21 protein-coding genes are annotated in these 20,528 nt (G+C 63.8%); 16 read left to right on the plus strand and 5 right to left on the minus strand.

Annotated elements, in window-relative coordinates; translation table 11 throughout:
• Window positions 1-129: 129 nt before the first annotated feature.
• A complete protein-coding gene (locus K0P03_RS18365; RefSeq protein WP_272790283.1) occupies window positions 130-723 on the minus strand; it encodes a nitroreductase family protein in 594 nt (197 codons plus the stop codon).
• A 160-nt stretch (window positions 724-883) separates the two neighbouring features.
• Here K0P03_RS18365 and gabD point away from each other — a divergent pair, with 160 nt between their 5' ends.
• Window positions 884-2,335 (plus strand): NADP-dependent succinate-semialdehyde dehydrogenase, encoded by a 1,452-nt coding sequence (gene gabD, locus K0P03_RS18370; protein WP_050745371.1) that lies wholly within the window; start codon window positions 884-886, stop codon window positions 2,333-2,335.
• Window positions 2,336-2,399: 64 nt separating this feature from the next.
• Window positions 2,400-3,200: an HpcH/HpaI aldolase family protein gene (locus K0P03_RS18375; RefSeq protein ID WP_023513523.1), complete on the plus strand. Its 801-nt coding sequence runs from the start codon at window positions 2,400-2,402 to the stop codon at window positions 3,198-3,200.
• Here K0P03_RS18375 and K0P03_RS18380 read toward each other — a convergent pair.
• Together K0P03_RS18380 and K0P03_RS18385 are read right to left on the minus strand one after the other, a co-directional pair.
• A complete protein-coding gene (locus tag K0P03_RS18380) occupies window positions 3,194-4,285 on the minus strand; it encodes a mannitol dehydrogenase family protein (protein ID WP_272790284.1) in 1,092 nt (363 codons plus the stop codon). The genes K0P03_RS18375 and K0P03_RS18380 overlap by 7 nt on opposite strands.
• Window positions 4,286-4,295: 10 nt before the next feature.
• Window positions 4,296-5,174, minus strand: coding sequence for a GntR family transcriptional regulator (locus K0P03_RS18385; RefSeq protein ID WP_130518082.1), 879 nt, complete (start codon window positions 5,172-5,174; stop codon window positions 4,296-4,298).
• A gap of 194 nt (window positions 5,175-5,368) precedes the next feature.
• Here K0P03_RS18385 and K0P03_RS18390 point away from each other — a divergent pair, with 194 nt between their 5' ends.
• From K0P03_RS18390 to K0P03_RS18430, 9 genes are all read left to right on the plus strand, one after another.
• Complete coding sequence (locus K0P03_RS18390; RefSeq protein ID WP_272790285.1) at window positions 5,369-6,388, plus strand: aldo/keto reductase; 1,020 nt, start codon at window positions 5,369-5,371, stop codon at window positions 6,386-6,388.
• Between the two features lie 38 nt (window positions 6,389-6,426).
• The gene (locus tag K0P03_RS18395) at window positions 6,427-6,873 is read left to right on the plus strand and encodes an RbsD/FucU family protein (RefSeq protein WP_272790286.1); all 447 of its coding nucleotides are present in this window, start codon (window positions 6,427-6,429) and stop codon (window positions 6,871-6,873) included.
• A gap of 209 nt (window positions 6,874-7,082) precedes the next feature.
• The gene (locus K0P03_RS18400; RefSeq protein WP_272790287.1) at window positions 7,083-8,069 is read left to right on the plus strand and encodes an ABC transporter substrate-binding protein; all 987 of its coding nucleotides are present in this window, start codon (window positions 7,083-7,085) and stop codon (window positions 8,067-8,069) included.
• Window positions 8,070-8,157: 88 nt separating this feature from the next.
• Window positions 8,158-9,711, plus strand: a complete 1,554-nt coding sequence (locus K0P03_RS18405) for a sugar ABC transporter ATP-binding protein (RefSeq protein WP_272790288.1) — start codon at window positions 8,158-8,160, stop codon at window positions 9,709-9,711.
• Window positions 9,712-9,739: 28 nt separating this feature from the next.
• Window positions 9,740-10,714 carry an ABC transporter permease gene (locus tag K0P03_RS18410; protein ID WP_023513414.1) on the plus strand — a complete coding sequence of 325 codons (975 nt, stop codon included), beginning with the start codon at window positions 9,740-9,742 and terminating at the stop codon, window positions 10,712-10,714.
• Between the two features lies 1 nt (window position 10,715).
• Window positions 10,716-11,732, plus strand: coding sequence for a zinc-binding alcohol dehydrogenase family protein (locus K0P03_RS18415; RefSeq protein WP_272790289.1), 1,017 nt, complete (start codon window positions 10,716-10,718; stop codon window positions 11,730-11,732).
• A 199-nt stretch (window positions 11,733-11,931) separates the two neighbouring features.
• On the plus strand, window positions 11,932-13,224 hold the full coding sequence (phaZ, locus tag K0P03_RS18420; protein ID WP_050745377.1) for a polyhydroxyalkanoate depolymerase: 1,293 nt from the start codon (window positions 11,932-11,934) through the stop codon (window positions 13,222-13,224).
• 128 nt (window positions 13,225-13,352) lie between these two features.
• Window positions 13,353-13,787, plus strand: coding sequence for a DUF2852 domain-containing protein (locus K0P03_RS18425; protein ID WP_023513827.1), 435 nt, complete (start codon window positions 13,353-13,355; stop codon window positions 13,785-13,787).
• Window positions 13,788-13,882: 95 nt separating this feature from the next.
• Window positions 13,883-14,644, plus strand: coding sequence for a M48 family metallopeptidase (locus K0P03_RS18430; RefSeq protein ID WP_050745379.1), 762 nt, complete (start codon window positions 13,883-13,885; stop codon window positions 14,642-14,644).
• 24 nt (window positions 14,645-14,668) lie between these two features.
• On the opposite strand, the gene K0P03_RS18435 is transcribed toward K0P03_RS18430, so the two are convergent.
• The gene (locus K0P03_RS18435) at window positions 14,669-14,866 is read right to left on the minus strand and encodes a YqaE/Pmp3 family membrane protein (RefSeq protein WP_023513829.1); all 198 of its coding nucleotides are present in this window, start codon (window positions 14,864-14,866) and stop codon (window positions 14,669-14,671) included.
• Window positions 14,867-14,996: 130 nt separating this feature from the next.
• Between K0P03_RS18435 and K0P03_RS18440 the strand changes: the two genes are divergently transcribed.
• The 5 genes from K0P03_RS18440 to K0P03_RS18460 all read left to right on the plus strand — a co-directional run bounded on the left by K0P03_RS18440 (window position 14,997) and on the right by K0P03_RS18460 (window position 20,095).
• Window positions 14,997-15,680 carry a phosphoribosylanthranilate isomerase gene (locus K0P03_RS18440; RefSeq protein WP_023513830.1) on the plus strand — a complete coding sequence of 228 codons (684 nt, stop codon included), beginning with the start codon at window positions 14,997-14,999 and terminating at the stop codon, window positions 15,678-15,680.
• Window positions 15,677-16,897, plus strand: coding sequence for a tryptophan synthase subunit beta (trpB, locus tag K0P03_RS18445; protein ID WP_023513831.1), 1,221 nt, complete (start codon window positions 15,677-15,679; stop codon window positions 16,895-16,897). Before K0P03_RS18440 ends, trpB begins: the two co-directional genes overlap by 4 nt.
• Window position 16,898: 1 nt before the next feature.
• Entirely contained in the window at window positions 16,899-17,738 is an 840-nt protein-coding gene (trpA, locus tag K0P03_RS18450; RefSeq protein WP_050745381.1) for a tryptophan synthase subunit alpha, read from the plus strand.
• A gap of 89 nt (window positions 17,739-17,827) precedes the next feature.
• Entirely contained in the window at window positions 17,828-18,730 is a 903-nt protein-coding gene (gene accD / locus K0P03_RS18455) for an acetyl-CoA carboxylase, carboxyltransferase subunit beta (protein WP_023513833.1), read from the plus strand.
• A 21-nt stretch (window positions 18,731-18,751) separates the two neighbouring features.
• Window positions 18,752-20,095, plus strand: coding sequence for a bifunctional folylpolyglutamate synthase/dihydrofolate synthase (locus tag K0P03_RS18460; RefSeq protein WP_023513834.1), 1,344 nt, complete (start codon window positions 18,752-18,754; stop codon window positions 20,093-20,095).
• 55 nt (window positions 20,096-20,150) lie between these two features.
• Here K0P03_RS18460 and trxA read toward each other — a convergent pair whose 3' ends face one another.
• Window positions 20,151-20,471 carry a thioredoxin gene (gene trxA / locus K0P03_RS18465; protein WP_130518066.1) on the minus strand — a complete coding sequence of 107 codons (321 nt, stop codon included), beginning with the start codon at window positions 20,469-20,471 and terminating at the stop codon, window positions 20,151-20,153.
• Window positions 20,472-20,528 lie beyond the last annotated feature (57 nt).

Genomic DNA, 20,528 nt, shown 5'->3' on the forward strand with positions numbered 1-20,528 from the left:
GGCTTTCTTCTATCGAAAAGATATTGCCCTTCCTGCGCCACGGTCATCCTGATCCGGCCATCCACGCTTCAACCGCGACGGTAGATCCTCGGGCCTTGGCCCGAGGTTGGTGGCACAGGGCAAGCCGCTTCAGAGCGCGAATTGCCCCTCGGAGACGAACTCTTCCACCTTCTTGCGCCCGCTCGGTACCTCGCGTTTCATGAGGTCCTCCGGCAGTGTCTCCTTCGGCGCGATTTTGCCGATCGCCATTGCCGCTTCGACGCGAAAATTCTCGGGTACGCCGAGGACTTCTCTTGCCTTCTCGCGGTCGATACCCCCCATGCCATGGGAATGGTAGCCGGCGCGCGTCGCCTCCAGGGCGAGATAGGCCCAGGCGGCACCCGTGTCGAAGGCGTGCGTATAGGCCGGGCGCATTTCGCCGGCGGCGTTTGCCCGGTGGGTCTGCGAGATGATCACGGCGAGCACGGCAGCCTTGTCCGCCCAGCGGCGGTTGCCCTCGTCCAGCGTGTTGTAGATGCGCTCGAAAGCCTCGGTGCCGCGGTGGCCGTAGACGAAGCGCCAGGGCTGGCCGTTGGCCGCAGAGGGCGCCCAGCGCGCCGCCTCGAACAGCGACAGCAGCGTTTCCTGCGGCATCGCCTCGCCGGTAAAGGCGCGGGGCGACCAGCGGTCGAGATAGACGGGGTCGATGGCGTGGTCCGCAGTGCGGCCGGTGGGATGGGTCATTGCAAGCCTCGAATGTCAGTTCTGCCGGCCGACCTTAGACCCGGCGGTGCGTCGCGCGAAGCGGTAAAATCGCGTCTCTGTCGCATTGTCGAACCGGTGGGGGAGGCAATATAACCCTTCCGACATGTGAGAAACGGCATCGCGAAATGGGAGATATCCGATGAGCCTCAAAGACCCGAGCTTGCTGCGTCAGGCAGCCCTCGTTGGCACCCGCTGGATCGAGGCGGACGGCAGCGGCATTGCTGTGAAGAACCCGGCAACGGGCGAGCTGGTCGGCTATGTACCGAAGCTCGGCGCCAAGGAGACGAAGGAGGCGATCGACGCCGCGGCCGCCGCCCAGAAGGGCTGGGCCGCACGCACTGCCAAGGAGCGCTCGGCCGTGCTGCGCAAGTGGTTCGAGCTGATGATCGAGAACAAGGACGATCTCGGCCGCATCCTGACGATGGAACAGGGCAAGCCGCTCGCCGAGGCGACCGGTGAAATCGTCTATGGTGCAAGCTTCGTCGAATGGTTCGCCGAAGAAGCCCGCCGCCTTTACGGCGATATCGTGCCCGGCCACCAGAAGGACAAGCGCATCCTCGTGATGAAGCAGCCGATCGGGGTCGTCGCGGCCATCACGCCGTGGAACTTCCCGAACGCCATGATCACCCGCAAGGCCGGTCCGGCGTTCGCCGCCGGCTGCGCCATGGTGCTGAAACCTGCTTCGCAGACCCCCTTCTCGGCCATCGCTATCGCCATCCTCGCCGAACGGGCCGGCCTTCCCGCGGGCCTCTTCTCGGTCATCACCGGCTCCGCCCGTGAGATCGGTGCGGAGCTGACGGCCAACCCGACCGTGCGCAAGCTCACCTTCACCGGTTCCACGGAAATCGGCGCCGAGCTTTACAAGCAGTGCGCCCCGACCATCAAGAAGCTCGGCCTGGAACTTGGCGGCAACGCTCCCTTCATCGTCTTCGATGACGCCGATCTCGATGCGGCCGTCGAAGGCGCGTTGATCGCGAAATTCCGCAACAATGGCCAGACTTGCGTCTGCGCCAACCGTATCTATGTGCAGGATGCCGTCTATGACGCCTTCTCCGAGAAGCTCGCCGCCGCGGTCGGCAAGCTGAAGACCGGCAACGGTTTCGACGACGGCGTCGTGCTCGGCCCGCTGATCGACCAGGCAGCGCTCGAAAAGGTCGAGGAGCATGTTTCCGATGCGGTGAAGAAGGGCGGCCGCGTGGTGCAGGGCGGCAAGCGCCATGCGCTCGGCGGCACATTCTACGAGGCGACCGTCATTGCCAATGTGACGCCCGACATGGCCGTCGCCCGCGAGGAGACCTTCGGCCCCGTCGCCCCGCTCTTCCGCTTTACGGACGAGGACGACGTCATCGCCCAGGCAAATGACACGGAGTTCGGCCTTGCCTCCTACTTCTACGCCAAGGAGCTGTCGCGTGTCTTCCGTGTCGCCGAGGCGCTGGAATATGGCATGGTCGGCGTCAATACCGGCCTGATCTCGACGGCGGAAGCGCCATTCGGCGGCGTCAAGCTTTCCGGCCTCGGCCGCGAGGGTTCGAGATACGGCATCGAGGAGTTCACCGAGATCAAGTATGTCTGCCTCGGCGGCATCGCCTAAGATCGGACAGTAGCAAGAATCCGGCCGGCATCGTCCGGCCGGTTTTGTTTTGAGAGGGAAAATCGTGGCAGCACCGAAAAACACCTTCAAGGCCGCACTCCGCGAAGGCCGGTTCCAGCTCGGCCTGTGGGCGGCGCTTGGCAGTGCCTATGCGGCGGAAATCCTGTCCGGCAGCGGTTATGACTGGCTGCTGATCGACGGCGAGCACGGGCCGAACGACATGCCGCTGATCAGCGCACAGGTCGGTGCGTTGCGCCACTCGCCGACCCACGCCATGGTCCGCCCGCCGATGGGCGAGGCGTGGATGTTGAAGCAGCTGCTCGACCAGGGCGCGCAGACCTTTCTCATTCCGATGGTCGAATCGGCAGCGGAGGCGGAGGCGCTGGTGCGCGCCGTGCGCTATCCGCCGCACGGCATTCGCGGTGTCGGTGCCGGTCTCGGCCGTGCGAGCGACTTCAACCGCACGGCGGACTATCTGAAGACCGCCAATGACGAGATCTGTCTCATCGTGCAGGTCGAAAGCCGGGCTGGCCTGGCCGCGATCGATGAAATCGCGGCGGTGGAGGGCGTCGACGGTGTCTTCATCGGCCCTTCGGACCTGGCCGCGGACATGGGGCTTCTCGGCAATCCCGGCGCGCCGGAGGTGCTTGCGGCGATCACCCATATCTTCGCGCGCACGAAGGCCCACGGCAAGGCGCGCGGCATCATGACCGTGTCGCTGCCGCAGGCAGCGGTCTACCGTGATCTCGGTGCGGATTTCATGGCGATCGGCACCGACGTCAACTGCCTTGTATCGGCTGTCGAGACCCTGCGCCGCAGCTTCCTTGGCGAAGAGGAAACGGAAAAGCGCGGCGGTGGCTACTGACCACCGGCAATTGCAGCCAGCCTTGGCATCGGCACACCCGGTGCCCAGGCTAGGAAATCGCCGATGCGGCGAACGCGCTTCTCCGCATGGTGGTTGGCGATGTCGCTGAGGCGGTGCTCGAGGAAGGGATTGTCGAAGCGCTCCAGGGTCGCTGCAACGTAGGCTTCCGCCTCCCGGCCGAGCCCCCTGTCGGCAAAGCCGGGTACCACCTCGTCGTGGTAGATCGCCAGAAGCCTGCGCCGGACGTCGGCGTCGGCGAGAATGGCTTTGACTGTCTCCTCCTTCGGCCTTTTCTGCGCCAGCCAGATGTCCGCCAGCACCGTATGGCCGAGATTGAGGATGTGCAGCTTGAGCTTCTCGTAGGGTGTCAGGTCGTCGACAAGGCGGATGTCCGCATGTCTGCACGGCACCGTCAGGCCCGGCTGGGTCTCGATCGCCCAGAGCGCGTAGGGCTCCGCGATGGCCCCGGCCGGTTCCAGCGGTTCGGAAACGATGCGGTCGACCAGCGTATTGCCCCAGATCACGCTTTCGGACAGCCAGTTGCGAAAATCGGACTCCGGGTAACGATCACCTTGCAGGTCGAGGATAAGCCGCTTCAGCACATCGCCGTTCCGCGAAACGAGCTCGCAGGGCAGAAGGGTCAGTTCGCGCCGGTTCGCCGCGAAACGGTCGTGGAGAAGCGCCAGCAGCTTGCCGGGAAAGGAAGCCGGGACAGGGCTGGCGAGATCGTCTGGCCCTACCATGTAACCGGTGTCCCCGGTATTGGAGAGCACGACCTCGGCCTCGTCGCAAAAGATCTTCCTTACCGTCTCCCAGTCGTTCGCCGCCGAAAGCGTGCGCGCGACGCTGGTGATCCGCTGCTCGCGGTTGACCTCGTGCCCGTCCTTCCGCCCGCGGATGATCACCGGATAGCCGCCTGGCGCTGCGAGCGCGGCAAGGCGTCCCGCCCGTTCCGGGGCGCCCGTGGTCTGGATGACCGTGATGCGGCCGAGGGCCTCGCCCCTTTTCAGCGCCTCGTCGATGAAAAGGTCCGCATGCGCCTGCAGGAAGCGGCTGGTTCCGAATTGCAGGATGGGTGTGCCCATGCCGTCCTCGTCAGTTGATCGATTGCAAAAGTGTTTCGCGCGCGGATTTCAGGTGCTGCCGGCAGGCCAGCTCGATCTCGATCGGATCGCGTGAACGCAGCGCCGCGATATAGGCAAGGTGTTCTTCCAGCGCCCTTGCGTTGCGCTCGCGGGCATTCGTCTTGTTCCACTGGTAGTGATAGTGGAAGACGATCGCGATGACGTCGTAGAAATCGACGATGAAGCGGTTCTTCGAGGCCCGGTGCACGAGGAGGTGGAAGCGCTCGTCGAGTTCGGAGAAATCGAGGTAGCGGTTTTCGATATCGGCCAGGATGGCATGGTGCATCGCCTCGATCGTGTCGAGTTCCTGCCAGGCTGGATGATCCTCCGGAAGGCGGGCGAAGGCGTTGGCCGAGCGCAGCTCGAACATCTCGCGCACTTCCGTCAATTCGAGCGCGAAGTCCCGTGTGAAGCCCTTCAGCACCCAATGGCTGTTCGGCCGCTTCTCGATCAGGCCGAACCGGCTGAAGCGGATAAGGAATTCGCGTACGCTCGTCGTGCCGATTCCGATCTCGCGGGCAAGCTCCAGTTCGTTGATCTGCATGCCCGGCTCGGCACCGCCGGCGAGAATGCGGCGCATGAAGCTGCGCTCGATGATCTCGGAAAGCGAATCCGTTTCCTCGGTCGGAAAATAATCTGCGGCGACCGGCTTGCGCAGCACGATCTTGCGCCGCTTCTCCCAGGTCAGCAGACCGGCCTCCTCCAGCCGGGTGAGGATCGCGCGGACGGTCGTGCGGCTGACGCCGAGCGTGGCGCCGAGTTCCGGCTCCGAGGGCAGGTTTGGCGTCTGCTCCAGGAGTTTCAGGCAGCGATTGAAGGCATCTTTGAAGACGGTGTTCTGTTTGGCCATGGGTGCCGCCGGTTCTGTGGTCTGCTGTTGCGTCCCTTACTGATTGCCCGGGCGAAAGGCCAGACGCCGGCCGCTTGGCATGCCGGTGCCGTCATCCTCCCGTTTCCTCTTTCTTGCATATTACCCATTGACGGCAATCTGTCTATTGTCGATAAAAGACAAATGATGGCGAGAGGACGCCGACGGGAGGTTCGATGAAAACGCGCATCGTCGGCAGGACAGGCCTGGCTGTGACCGAATTCAGTTTCGGCACCGCAGCGCTTGGCGGTCTCTACCGGGCGTGCCCGCGCGATGCGGCGATCGAAACGCTGGAGGCGGCCTGGGACGAGGGGCTACGTTACTTCGATACTGCGCCCTGGTACGGTTTCGGCCTTGCGGAGCGCCGCACCGGCGATTTCCTGCGCGACAAGCCGAGCGGCAGCTGGGTTCTGTCCAGCAAGGTCGGCCGCGTCATGGTTCCCGTCGCCGACGACAAGGTGCCGAGCTACGGATACGTCGATCCGCTGCCTTTCGACGTGCGCTACGACTACAGCTACGACGGCATCATGCGGTCCGTCGAACTCAGCCATGCCCGCCTCGGGCTGAACCGCATCGATATCCTCTATGTGCACGATATCGGCGTCTATACACACGGCGCCGAGCGCAACGCGTTCCATCTGCGCCAGCTGCTCGAGACGGGTCTGAAAGCCCTGGAGGAACTGAAGGCGTCAGGCGTGATCAAAGCCTATGGGCTTGGCGTCAACGAGGTGCCGGTCTGCCTCGATGTGCTTGCGAAGGCCGATCTCGACTGCATCCTGCTGGCCGGCCGCTATACGCTGCTCGACCGTTCGGCGGCCGCGGACCTGCTGCCGCTGTGCGAGAAGAAGGGCACGTCCCTGGTGGTGGGCGGCGTCTTCAATTCCGGCATTCTGGCGACGGGGCCGGTGGACGGCGCGCATTTCGACTACATGCCGGCGACGCCGGATATCGCGGCCAAGGTTGGTGCGATGATGGCGATCGCGCAGCAAGGCGGCGTGCCGCTCGCTGCGCCCGCGCTCCAGTTTCCGCACAATCATCCGGCCGTTGCCTCGGTGCTGATCGGCACGGCAAAACCGCAGAGCCTGCGACGCAACATGGCGCTTGCGCGCATGGATCTGCCGAAAGAGATTTACCCGGCTTTCGAGCCGCATATAGTGGTTGCGCCGGAACTCGGGGAAAACGCCGTCCGGCAATGATTTTGATCTGGGTTTCGATCTGGGAGGATCGCTAGGGCATGTTGAAAGGCATTCATCCGTTGCTCGGGCCGGATCTGCTGCACGCCATCCGGACCATGGGCCACGGCGACGACATCGTCATCGCCGACGCCAATTTCCCGTCGAGTTTCCTCGGCCCGAAGGTCATCCGGGCGGATGGGGTCGATGCCGTGTCGATCACGGAAGCCATTCTCGCGTATATGCCGCTCGATACCTTCGTGCCGGAGGCCGCCTGGCGCATGGAGGTGGTCGGCGATCCAGACGCGGTGCCTGAGGTCTGCGCGACCTTTCAGGATCTCGTCCATCGGCTGGCTGGTGATTTCAAGGTGCATGCGGTCGAGCGTTTCGCTTTCTACGAGATGGCGAAGAAGGCGGCCTATATTGTCGCCACGACGGAGTTCCGTCTCTATGGCAATATCATTCTGAAGAAGGGTGTCGTGCACCCGCACGAGATTTTTCAGGCCTAGCCGCCCGGCGGCCACCGTTTGGGAGGACGGATGGCATGGACTGGAGCATTGTCGAGAGCAGCATTCTGGTGAAAGGTCCTTCGCTTGCCAGCAAAGGCAGACGGGTGTAGCCTGACTACAAAATGTTTTTTATCGATAAAAGATCGAGTTGTTCGCTTCCCGCGACACGATCCCAACAGGAACGGGAAGCATTTGAGAGGAGAAACCTGATGAGCATTGTAAGATCGCTTCTGTCTCGCCGCGCCTTCACGGCGCTCGCGGGTGCCGCAGTCCTCGCCACCATGAGCCCCGCCGCGTCCTTCGCGCAGGAAGTCACCATTCCGATCATCGTCAAGGACACGACGTCCTTCTACTGGCAGATCGTGCTCGCCGGCGCGCGCGCGGCCGGCAAGGACCTCGGCGTCAACGTGCCGGAACTCGGCGCGCAGTCGGAATCCGATATCAACGGGCAGATCAGCATCCTCGAAAACGCCGTGGCCGGCAGCCCAGCCGCCGTCGTCATCTCGCCGACGGAGTTCAAGGCGCTCGGCAAGCCGGTCGACGAGGCGGCCAAGGCGGTGCCGATCATCGGCATCGATTCGGGCGCCGATTCCAAGGCCTTCACCTCGTTCCTGACGACGGACAACGTCCAGGGTGGCCGCATCGCCGCAGACGGGCTTGCCGCGGCGATCAAGGCTGCCACCGGCAAGGAAGAAGGCGAGATCGCCATCATCACCAGCCTGCCGGGCGTCGGTTCGCTCGACCAGCGCCGAGAAGGCTTCCTCGACCAGATCAAGACGAAATATCCGGGTCTGACCGTGGTGGCGGACAAATATGCGGACGGCCAGGCCACGACCGGCCTCAACATGATGACCGACCTCATCACCGCCAATCCGAATCTCGTCGGCGTCTTCGCCTCCAACCTCATCATGGCGCAGGGCGTCGGTCAGGCGATCGCGGAAAACAAGCTCGGCGAGAAGATCAAGGTCATCGGCTTTGACAGCGATGAAAAGACTGTCGGTTTCCTCAAGGAAGGCGTGCTTGCCGGCCTCGTCGTACAGGATCCCTACCGCATGGGCTATGACGGCGTGAAGACGGCGCTTGCCGTTTCCAAGGGCGAGAAGGTCGACGCCTTCGTTGATACCGGCGCAAACCTCGTGACCAAGGAGAACATGGCCGATCCGAAGATCGACGCCCTGCTCAATCCGAAGATCTGATCGCTTCCCGCAAAGCATTTGACGATCTGCCCGCCCGGGCCGCAGGATCCGGGCGGGACGCTTTCCACGCAGTCAGGAGGAGACAGCGATGAGCAGCCTGGAAGAGCTCAGCCATCGGCATGAAGACGAGGCGAAGCTCGCCGAATCCGAAGCGGTGCCGCGCGGCGCGCCCATCCTCGAATTGCGTGGACTGCAGAAGAAATACGGCCTCGTGGAAGCGCTGAAACCGGCGACGATCGCGTTTCTGGCCGGCGAGATCCACGCCATCGTCGGCGAAAACGGCGCCGGCAAGTCTACCCTCATCAAGCTCCTGACCGGCGTCATCCGCCGCACGGCGGGTGACGTCTTCTGGTGTGGCAAGCCCGTGCAGCTGGCGACCCCGAACGAGGCGATCTCCCGCGGCATCAATGCCGTGCACCAGGAGGTCGTGCTCTGCCCGCATCTTTCGGTGGCGGCCAACATGTTTCTCGGCGACGAGATGAACCGCTATGGCCTGATGCGCAAGGCGGCCATGGAGCGTGCGGCTCAGGCGGTGCTCGACGATCTCGGCTTCCAGCTTCCCGCCGGCGCTCTTCTCGGCAGCCTCACCATCGGCCAGCAGCAGCTGGTCGCCACCGCCAAGGCGGCCATGCGCGGCATCCGCTTCCTCATCTTCGACGAACCGACCGCTTATCTGACGCGCCAGGAATCCGCCCAGCTCTTCCGTCTCATTCGCCGGCTACGCGACCAGGGCGTGACGATCGTCTATATCAGCCACCGCATGGAGGAGGTCTTCGAGCTCGCCGACCGCGTCTCGGTGCTGCGCGACGGCACCCATGTCGGCACGCGCCTGATCGGCGAGACCAATGAGAACGAGCTGATCGCACTGATGATCAACCGTTCGATCGAACAGATCTACCACAAGGAAAAGGTGCCGGCCGGCAAGGTCATCGTCGAGACGCGTGGCCTGTCCGGTCCGGGTTTCAGCGATGTGTCGCTTTCCGTGCGCGCCGGCGAGATCGTCGGCCTCTACGGCCTCATCGGTGCCGGCCGCAGCGAGTTTGCCCTCGGCCTCTATGGTCGCCAGCCGGTCTCGGCCGGTGAGATCTTCTGGGATGGCGCGAAGGTCGATATCCGCAACGAGCGCCAGGCGATGGACCTTGGCATCGCGCTTGCCCCGGAAAGCCGGCGCGACCAGGGCCTCTGCCTCAACCTGCCGATCGGCCTCAACATCAACCTGCCGGTCTTCAGGAAGCTGAGCTCGGGCCTGACGATCCGCCGCGGCGACGAGGCCGCGAATGCCGACCGCCAGATCCGCGATTTGCGTATCAAGACGCCGTCGCGCCACGTGCTCGCTTCCGCCATGTCCGGCGGCAACCAGCAGAAGATCGTCATCGGCAAGTGGTTGAGCCACGGCGCGCGGCTGTTCATCTTCGACGAGCCGACCGTCGGCGTCGATGTCGGCACCAAGGCGGAAATCTACCGCCTGTTCGGCGAACTCCTGAAGCAGGGCGCCGGCATCATCCTCATCTCGTCCTACTTGCCGGAAGTCTATGAACTTTCCGACCGGCTGCATGTCTTCAGGGGCGGCCGGCTCGTCGCCAGCCACGACCACCGGGCGGCCACCCATGAGGACGTCCTGACCCAGGCCATCGGCATCTGAATCGCCGCGCGAAAAAAGGGAGAAGAACATGAGCGTGGAAACGACGACGGAAAGCGCACCGGCCCCCAGGAAGGGCACGAACATCCTGCTCGGCCTGACCCTTCTCGGGCTGCTGCTGTTCCTCTGGCTGCTGCTCGGCCTTTCGACCAATGCCTTCTGGACACCGAACAACATCAGCAACCTGCTGCGCCAGGGGGCGATGACGGCAATCCTGGCGGTCGGCCAGACCTTCGTCATCATCACCGCCGGTATCGACCTCTCGGTCGGGGCCATTGTCGGCTTCACCAGCGTCATCGTCGCCTGGCTGCTGCAGGCCGGCGTGCCGCTCTGGCTGTCGATCATCCTGACGTTGCTGATCGGCGTCGCCATTGGCGCCTTCCACGGCTTCGGCATCGTGCGCATGGGCCTGCCGCCCTTCATCATCACGCTGGCGACGCTGACCTCGCTGCGCGGCATCGGCCTGCTCATCACCAACGGCTCGACGATTTCGATCAGCCACGAGGGTTTCACGAATTTCTCCCGCGCCGATTTCCTCGGCGTGCCGAGCCTGTTCTGGATGGTCATCCTGGTGGCCATCCCCGCCTTCGTCTTCCTGCATCTCTCGCGCTGGGGCCGTTATCTCTTCGCGGTCGGCTCGAACAGCGAGGCGGCGCGCCTTTCCGGCGTCAATGTCAACCGCACCATCTACCTCGCCTATATCCTGTCGGCGACCTGCGCCGCCTTTGTCGGCCTGCTGCTCGCCTCGCGCATCGGCATCGGCAATGCCACGCAGGCGGAAGGCTGGGAGCTGCAGGCGATCGCCTCGTCGGTGATCGGCGGAACCAGCCTCTTCGGCGCGGTCGGCTCGGTGCACGGGCCGCTGCTCGGCGCCTTCATCCTCGCAACCATCAACAACGGCGCGAACCTCCTCAACATCAACTCCTTCTGGCAGCGCATCATCACGGGGCTCCTCATCATCGTCATCGTCTATTTCGATCAGCTGCGCCGTCGCGGAAGCCGTTGAGATGAAAGCCGTCGTCTGTGTGGAACCCGGTCGCCTCGAAGCGGTCGAGCGTGAGAGCCCCGCCGGCCTGCCGGAGGGCTGGGTGCGCGTCGCCGTCAGCCATGTCGGCATTTGCGGCACCGATTATCATATCTTCGAGGGCAAGCACCCGTTCCTCGACTATCCCCGGGTGATGGGCCACGAGGTCTCGGCCACCGTCCTCGATCCGGGCACGAGCCAGCTTGTTGCCGGTGCATCCGTCGTCGTGAATCCCTACCTTTCCTGCGGCACCTGCGTGGCCTGCCGGCAAGGCAAACCGAACTGCTGCACGGCGATCCGCGTGCTCGGCGTGCATACCGACGGCGCCTTCTGCGAGGAGATCCTGCTGCCGGCGGACAACCTCTATCCGGCCGACGGCCTCTCGCTGGAGGCGGCGGCGACCGTGGAATTCCTGGCGATCGGTGCCCATGCGGTGCGCCGGTCCCTGGCGCCCGCCGGTTCGCGCGCCCTTGTCATCGGCGCCGGCCCGATCGGGCTCGGTACGGCGCTCTTCTCGCGTATTGCCGGTCATGACGTCACCTTGATGGATACTTCGACCGAGCGGCTTGCCATGGCGGCGGAGCGTTTTGGCCTGGTGAAGGGCATCCTTGCCGGCTCCGATGCGGCGGCCGCGGTGCTCGCGGCCACAGGCGGTGAAGGCTTCGATGTCGTCTTCGATGCGACGGGTTATGCGAAATCCATGGAGGCTGCCTTCCACCATGTCGCCCATGGCGGTGCGCTCGTGCTGGTTTCCGTGGTGAAGGAAGAGATCCGTTTTTCCGACCCGGAGTTTCACAAGCGCGAAATGATGCTGATCAGCAGCCGCAATGCCACACGTGTCGATTTCGAGCATGTGATGGAGAACATCCGCACCGGTCGCGTGCCGGTCGAGGCGCTGGTGACTCATCGCACCACGCTTGCGCATGTCCCGGTCGACCTTTCTCGCTGGGCGACCGAAAAATCGGGCCTGATCAAGGCGATTGTGCGTGTGGCGGGCTGAAAAAGGCCGGCGGAACGTCGAAAACGCGATGAAAAGCCTGAAATCCGTTCATGCCCGCGAAAGGTTCACAGGTTTAGGATGTCCGTGCGGCGTGTTGCCACGCAGCGAAAACATGTTAGTCTTTTCGCATCTGCGGAAACCGGGGTGACACGGTGCAGAGGGCGCTCAGCCCCGCACCCAGAATGGGGTATCGCGTCCGATGTATTATCAGCTCTACGAACTCAACCATGCGGTGATGGCGCCCTGGCGCGCTGTGGCGGACCAGATGCGCATCGCCTTCCGCAACCCGCTCAATCCGGTTTCCCATACCTATTTCGGCCGAACCATGGCTGCCGGCTTCGAGGTTCTCGAGCGCACCACCCGGCGCTACGGCAAGCCTGAATTCGATCTTCCCACCACGCTCATCGACGGCCAGAGCGTTTCCGTGCACGAAAAGATCGTCTGGCAGCGCCCGTTCTGCAATCTCATCCATTTCGAGCGCTGTTTGCCGGCCGGTCATCGCAAGGACCCGAAGGTCCTGATCGTCGCGCCGATGTCGGGCCACTATGCGACGCTGCTGCGCGGCACGGTCGAAGCGCTGCTGCCGCATGCGGAGGTCCACATCACCGACTGGGTGGATGCGCGCATGGTGCCGCTGTCGGACGGCGGTTTCGATCTCGACGACTATATCGACTACGTCATCCAGATGCTGCATGCGCTGGGGCCGGATACCCATGTCGTCGCCGTCTGCCAGCCGGCAGTGCCGGTGCTGGCGGCCGTTGCGGTCATGGAAGCCGACAACGACCCGCTGTCGCCCTCCACCATGACGCTGATGGGCGGGCCGATCGACACGCGCATCAACCCGACCGCCGTCAACAAGCTGGCGGAAGAAAAGCCGATCGAATGGTTCCGCGACAATGTCATCATGCCCGTTCCGTGGCCGCAGCCCGGCTTCATGCGCATGGTCTATCCGGGCTTCCTGCAATTGTCGGGCTTCATGTCGATGAACCTCGACCGCCATGTCATCGCCCACAAGGAATTCTTCGCCCACCTTGTGAAGAACGACGGCGACGCGGCTGAAAAGCATCGTGACTTCTACGACGAATATCTTGCCGTCATGGATCTCACCGCCGAATTCTACCTCCAGACGGTCGAGACCGTGTTCATGAAACACGCGCTGCCGAAGGGTGAGATGATGCACCGCGGGCGTCCCGTCGACACGACGGCGATCCGCAAGGTGGCGCTGCTCACCGTCGAGGGCGAGAACGACGATATCTCGGGCGTCGGCCAGACGAAGGCGGCGCAGACGATCTGCACCAACATTCCCGATGACATGCGCATGCATTACATGCAGCCGGATGTCGGTCACTACGGCGTCTTCAACGGTTCGCGTTTCCGCCGGGAGATTGCTCCGCGCATCCTCTCCTTCATTGCCGAACATGCCCGCAGCGCAAAGGTGAAGCCGGCCGCGCCGCGCGTCATCAAGGGCGGCAAGGCCAGCGGCGGCGCCTGATTTTTCAGTCCTCTTTCAGGCGCTTGCCCGAATTCACAGGGCATCGTCTTGAATGCGGTGGGCGGTCTAACCACATCGGATTCACCGGAAACCGAGGTGGTTTCCGTCGATCGTGAGGAAGATTGCACATGAACCAGTCAGCGCTCATTCGTCCGGACTGGACGCCTGCGACCATCGCCCTGATGGTGCTCGGCTTCGTGGTGTTCTGGCCGCTCGGCCTTGCCATGCTCGCCTACATCATCTTCGGCGACCGTCTGAAATCCTTTAAGAAAGACGCCAACGACACCGTCGACGGCATGTTCGCCTCCTGCCGGGGCAAGTTCGGCCGCCGCGGTGGTTCCGCTTTCCGTAGCGCCACCGGCAATGTCGCCTTCGACGACTGGCGCGATGCCGAGCTCTCCCGCCTCGACGAGGAACGCCGCAAGCTCGACGAGATGCGTGAAGAATTCGACTCCTATGTCCGCGAGCTTCGCCGGGCAAAGGATCAGGAAGAATTCGACCGCTTCATGCGCGAGCGCCGCGCCAACGGCCAGGGCGACGTTCCGGGCTTTCCGGCGACCTGACCTCGTCTGAGCGGATGAGATGGAGACCGGCGCCTCGAGCGCCGGTTTTTCGTCGGGGCATTCCAGTTTCAGCCGAATCGGCTATGAAAGGCAGTATGTTCTCCTCGCTTCGTAAGCCCAGAAAGGCCCTGAAGACGCCGCCTCCACCGGAGCGGCGGGAAATGGACGTCAACGGCAAGCGCCTGCCGCTCACCATAAGGCGGGATTTTCGCGCGACACGGCTGACCCTGCGCATCGAGCCGGGCGGGCGGGCACTGCGCATGACGGTGCCGAGCGGCATTGCCGAGCGCGAGATCCGCGATTTCCTCGATCGGCACCAGGGCTGGCTGATGACGAAGCTCGCCAAGTTCCGCACGACGAACGAACTCATGGACGGCGGCTACGTGATGATCCGCGGCGTCTCCCACCGCATCGAGGCGACCGGCCGCCTGCGCGGCCTGACGGAGGCCCTGGTTGTCGATGATGAGGCGGTGCTGCGCGTCGGCGGCATGGAGGAGAGCATTCCCCGTCGTATCTGCGATTTCCTGAAGAAGGAGGCCCGGCTGGAGCTGGAACGGCTCGTCGCCGTGCATGCCGGCCGCATCGGCAAACGCGTGAAGTCGCTGACGCTGCGCGATACCCGCAGCCGCTGGGGCTCCTGCTCGGCGGATGGCGCACTCAGCTTCTCCTGGCGCATCGCCATGGCGCCGCCTGGCGTGATCGATTATCTCGCCGCCCACGAGGTGGCGCATCTCAGGGAAATGAACCACAGCCCGGCCTTCTGGGCGTTGTGCGAGCAGCTCTGCCCGAAGACCGAGGATGCCAAGCGCTGGCTGAAGCGCAATGGCAGCCTGTTGCATGCGGTTGATTTCGGCTGAAGCGGTTTTGACCGGAAGGACTGGTCAGCGGCCGCGATCGGCCAGCGCCTCGCGGATTTTCCTGTCCGTATTGTACTGCCCCAGCGCATAGACCGCCCAGATGGCCGCCGGCAGCCAGCCGATCAGCGTGATCTGCAGGATGAGGCAGATGATGCCGGCAATCGGCCGCCCGATGGTGAAAAACACGAGGAAGGGCAGCAGGATGGCAATGATGAGCCGCATGGGGATCTCCAAACTAGGGTCCCCCTCCATATGGGCCCGTTCGAAGCCTGCGCAAGGGCGGCGTTTCCCGAGGGTCGGATGCCGTCTTTCGGCTCGACTCTTCGGGTGATTCATGCGACTCCCTGCGCCCATGAAACGTGAAACGTCACTCGACATCAAAATCTGCGGGCTGAAGACCGAAGAGGCCGTCGACAGGGCCGTTGCGCTCGGCGCCACCCATATCGGCTTCATCTTCTTTCCCAAGAGCCCGCGCAACATCGAGCCGTCCGACGCCGGTCGTCTTGCGGATCGGGTGCGCGGCCGGGTGAAGATCGTTGCCGTCACTGTCAATGCTGACAATGACGCCCTCGACGAGATCGTCGACCAGCTCTCGCCGGATATCCTTCAGCTGCACGGCAGCGAAAGCCCGGAGCGCGTCCTGAACGTCAAGGCCGTCTACGGCCTGCCTGTCATAAAGGCCTTTTCGGTGCGCGAGGCGGACGATCTGAAGAAGATCGATCCCTATATCGGCATTGCCGACCGGTTCCTCTTCGATGCGAAGCCGCCGGCGGGCTCGGAGCTTCCTGGCGGCAATGGCGTCTCCTTCGACTGGACGCTCATGCATTTGCTTGACGGAAGCGTCGATTACATGCTTTCCGGTGGGTTGAACAAGGATAACCTCGCCGAGGCCATAAGGCTGACCGGCGCGCCGGGCATCGATGCCAGTTCCGGGGTCGAGAGCGCCCCGGGCGTCAAGGATCTCGGCCTGATGGATGCATTTTTTGAAGCGGCACGGGAAGCGGAACGCGAAACCGTTGCAGGGAGAGGCAAGTGAACCAGTCACCCAACCTGAATTCGTACCGTGAAGGTCCGGACGAGGACGGCCGTTTCGGCATTTTCGGCGGTCGTTTCGTCGCCGAAACCCTTATGCCACTGATCCTCGATCTTCAGGAAGAGTGGAACAAGGCCAAGACCGATCCGGCCTTCCAGGCGGAGCTGAAGGAGCTTGGTGCGCACTATATTGGCCGTCCGAGCCCGCTTTATTATGCCGAGCGCCTGACGCAGCATCTCGGCGGCGCGAAGATCTATTTCAAGCGCGAGGAGCTGAACCACACCGGCTCGCACAAGATCAACAACTGTATCGGCCAGATCCTTCTCGCCAAGCGCATGGGCAAGACGCGCATCATCGCGGAAACCGGTGCCGGCCAGCACGGCGTGGCCTCGGCCACGGTCGCCGCGCGTTTCGGCTTCCCCTGCGTCGTCTACATGGGCGCGACGGATGTCGAGCGCCAGGCGCCGAACGTCTTCCGCATGAAGCTGCTCGGTGCCGACGTGCGCCCGGTCACCGCCGGACACGGCACGCTGAAGGACGCCATGAACGAGGCTCTGCGTGATTGGGTCACCAATGTCGAGGACACCTATTACCTGATCGGCACCGCCGCCGGCCCGCATCCCTATCCGGAACTGGTACGCGACTTCCAGGCCGTGATCGGCACGGAAGCCCGCGAGCAGCTGTTGCAAGCCGAAGGCCGCCTGCCGGACATGGTCATCGCTGCCGTCGGCGGCGGTTCCAATGCGATCGGCATCTTCCACCCCTTCCTGGATGACAAGAACGTCCAGATCGTCGGCGTTGAAGCGGGTGGCAAGGGGCTTGACGGCGACGAACACTGTGCCTCGCTGACCGCCGGCTCGCCGGGCGTTCTGCACGGCAACCGCACCTATCTGCTGCAGGATGCCGACGGCCAGATCAAGGAAGGCCATTCGATTTCCGCCGGCCTCGACTACCCGGGCATCGGCCCGGAGCACGCCTGGCTCCACCAGATCGGCCGTGCCGAATATGTGCCGATCATGGACGACGAGGCGTTGGAAGCCTTCCAGCTCTTGACCAAGCTCGAAGGCATCATCCCGGCGCTGGAGCCGAGCCACGCCATTGCCGAAGTGATCAAGCGCGCGCCGAAAATGGGCAAGGACCAGATCATCCTGATGAACCTCTCCGGCCGTGGCGACAAGGACATCTTCACCGTCGGCAAGATCCTCGGTATGGAGCTCTAAGATGACCGCACGCATGGACAAACGCTTCGCGGATCTCGCCGCCGAAGGTCGCCCGGCCCTTGTGACCTATTTCATGGGCGGCGATCCGGATTATGCCAGCTCGCTCGAGATCATGAGAGCGCTGCCGAAGGCAGGCTCCGACGTCATCGAACTCGGCATGCCCTTCTCCGATCCGATGGCCGACGGCCCGGCCATCCAGCTGGCCGGCCAGCGCGCGCTGAAGGGCGGGCAGACGCTCGCCAAGACGCTGCAGATGGCGCGCGACTTCCGCAAGGGTGACGATGCGACGCCGATCGTGCTGATGGGCTACTACAACCCGATCTACATCTACGGCGTCGATCGTTTCCTCGACGAGGCGCTGGAAGCCGGCATCGACGGCCTCATCGTCGTCGACCTGCCGCCGGAAATGGATGACGAACTTTGCCTGCCGGCGCTCGCCAAGGGTATCAACTTCATTCGCCTGGCAACGCCGACGACGGACGAGAAGCGCCTGCCGGCGGTCCTGAAGAACACCTCCGGCTTCGTCTACTACGTATCGATGAACGGCATCACCGGCTCGGCCCTGCCGGATCCCTCGCTGATCGGTGGCGCAGTCGGCCGCATCAAGGCGCATACGAAGCTGCCGGTCTGCGTCGGCTTCGGCGTCAAGACGGCGGACCATGCCCGCGCCATCGGCGCCTCGGCGGATGGCGTCGTCGTCGGCACCGCGATCGTCAACCAGATCGCTTCCAGCCTGACGGCGGACGGCAAGGCCAGCGCCGCCACCGTCGCCGGCGTCGAGACGCTGGTGATGAGCCTCGCCTCGGGTGTGCGCGGCGCGCGCCTTGCGGCGGCGGAGTGAAATTCCCACATGGGATCGGATAAAGGCAATTGCGGGAAAAGCATGACGCGGTTTTCCCGCAATTGCGCAGATTAACGGGAGTCTAGACCGTGAACTGGATCACGAATTACGTTCGGCCGAAGATCAACTCGATGCTCGGCCGCCCCAACCGGGATGTTCCCGACAACCTCTGGATCAAGTGCCCGGAAACCGGCGAGATGGTGTTCCACCGCGATCTCGAGGAGAACAAGTGGGTCATTCCCGCCTCGGGCTACCACATGAAGATGCCGGCCAAGGCCCGCCTCAAGGATCTCTTCGACGATGGCGTCTACGAAGCCCTGCAGCAGCCGAAGGTCGCGCAGGATCCGCTGAAGTTTCGCGATTCGAAGAAGTACACGGATCGCCTGAAGGATAGCCGGATCAAGACCGACCTCGAAGACACGATTGTCGCCGGCGTCGGTAAGATGCGCGGCGTCAAGCTGGTCGCCGTCGTGCACGAGTTCAATTTCATGGGCGGCTCGCTCGGCATTGCCGCAGGCGAGGCGATCATCAAGGCCTTCGAACGGGCGATTGCCGAAAAGTGCCCGCTCGTCATGTTTCCCGCCTCGGGCGGCGCGCGCATGCAGGAAGGCATCCTTTCGCTGATGCAGCTGCCGCGCACCACGGTCGCCGTGGAGATGCTCAAGGAAGCGGGCCAACCCTATATCGTCGTGCTCACCAACCCGACGACCGGCGGCGTGACGGCGTCCTACGCCATGCTGGGCGACATCCACCTTGCCGAGCCGGGCGCCGAAATCTGCTTTGCCGGCAAGCGCGTCATCGAGCAGACGATCCGCGAGAAGCTGCCTGAAGGCTTCCAGACCTCGGAATACCTTCTGGAACACGGCATGGTCGATCTCGTCGTCAATCGACATGACATTCCCGATACGCTCGCCCGCCTTCTGAAGATCCTGATGAAGAAGCCGGCGACCGCATCGCTCACCAATGGCGCGGTCGCCATCGCGGCCCAGTAAGCCGGATCGGCGGAGAGCGGCATGACGACGGTATCGGCCAGCGAAGCGGCAGCGGAGATCGAGAAGCTTCTCGGTCTCCATCCCAAGGGGTTCGATCTTTCGCTGGACCGCATCACGCGGTTGCTTGCCGCGCTCGGCGATCCGCACCTGAAACTGCCGCCGGTCATCCATGTGGCCGGCACCAATGGCAAGGGCTCCGTCACCGCCTTCTGCCGCGCGATCCTGGAGGCCGAAGGCCTCGGCGTTCACGTCCACACCTCTCCCCATCTCGTCAACTGGCATGAGCGCTACCGTCTCGCCGTCAAGGGGGAACGCGGGGCTCTGGTCGGCGATGCCGTGCTCGCCGATGCGGTGCGCCGCGTGGCGGAGGCCAATGGCGGCGAAAAGATCACCGTTTTCGAAATCCTGACCGCCGTCACCTTCCTGCTCTTCTCCGAGCATCCGGCCGACGTGGCGATCATCGAGGTCGGCCTCGGTGGGCGCTTCGATGCGACCAATGTCATTCCGCGCCCCGCCGTTTCGGTGATCATGCCGATCTCGCTCGACCATCAGGCCTATCTCGGCGACCGGGTCGAGCTGATCGCAGCGGAGAAGGCGGGCATCATGAAGCGCGGCGCGCCCGTCGTCATCGGCTATCAGTCGGAAGAGGCGGCCCGCGATGTGCTGGTCGAGACCGCCGAGCGGCTTGGTTGCCCGCATGCGGTCTATGGCCAGGATTTCATGGCGCATGAGGAGTTCGGCCGCCTGGTCTATCAGGACGAATTCGGCCTTGCCGACCTGCCGTTGCCGCGCCTGCCTGGCCGCCACCAATATGCCAACGCCGCCGCGGCGATCCGCGCCGTCAAGGCTGCCGGCTTTGCCGTTTCCGAGCAGGCGCTGGAGCAGGGCCTTGCTCGCGTCGAATGGCCGGGCCGCCTGCAACGGCTGACGGATGGCGCGCTTCTGCGGCTTGCTCCGCGGGGCAGCGAGATCTGGGTCGATGGCGGGCACAATCCCGGTGCCGGCCAGGTTATCGCCGAAACCATGGCGAATTTCGAGGAGCGCGAGCCGCGCCCGCTCTTCCTCGTCACCGGCATGATCAACACCAAGGATCCGGTCGGCTATTTCGAGCCGTTCGGTGGTCTTGCCGAACGGGTCTTCACCGTGCCGATCCGCGGCTCCGATGCCGGCCTTGATCCTCTTGCGCTTGCCGATGACGCGGCCCGCGCCGGCCTTGAGGCCCAGCCGCTGTCGACCGTTGCCGATGCGCTCGCCGAAATCGCCCGCATCACCGAAGAGGACGAGGTGCCGCCGCGCATCCTGATCGGCGGTTCGCTCTACCTCGTCGGCGATGTTCTTGCCGACAACGGAACGCCCCCCACCTGAGCACAAAAAAGCCCGGCCGAAGCCGGGCTTTCTCGTATCCAGTCATGCTGGCCAATCAGGCTGCGCTGGAAATCCAGCTCGAAAGGGCCGTCTTCGGCGCGGCGCCGACCTTGATGTCCGCGACTTCGCCGCCCTTGAACATGGCGAGCGTCGGAATGGAACGCACACCATACTGGGCGGCCAGTTCCGGGTTCTCGTCGATGTTCAGCTTGGCGACCTTCACCTTGCCGGCGAGTTCCGTCGAAATTTCCTCGAGCGCGGGGGCAATCATCTTGCACGGGCCGCACCATTCAGCCCAGAAATCGACGATGACAGGCTCTGCGGAATTGAGAACTTCAGTCTGGAAGTTGGACTGGTCGACTTTTACGGTAGCCATGAGGCTCTCCTTGGATGGTGATCGTTGTACTCAATGTGATGCTGGCGCGGGCTGGTT

It is taken from the genome of Shinella sp. HY16 (assembly GCF_028534175.1).
Lineage (GTDB): Bacteria > Pseudomonadota > Alphaproteobacteria > Rhizobiales > Rhizobiaceae > Shinella.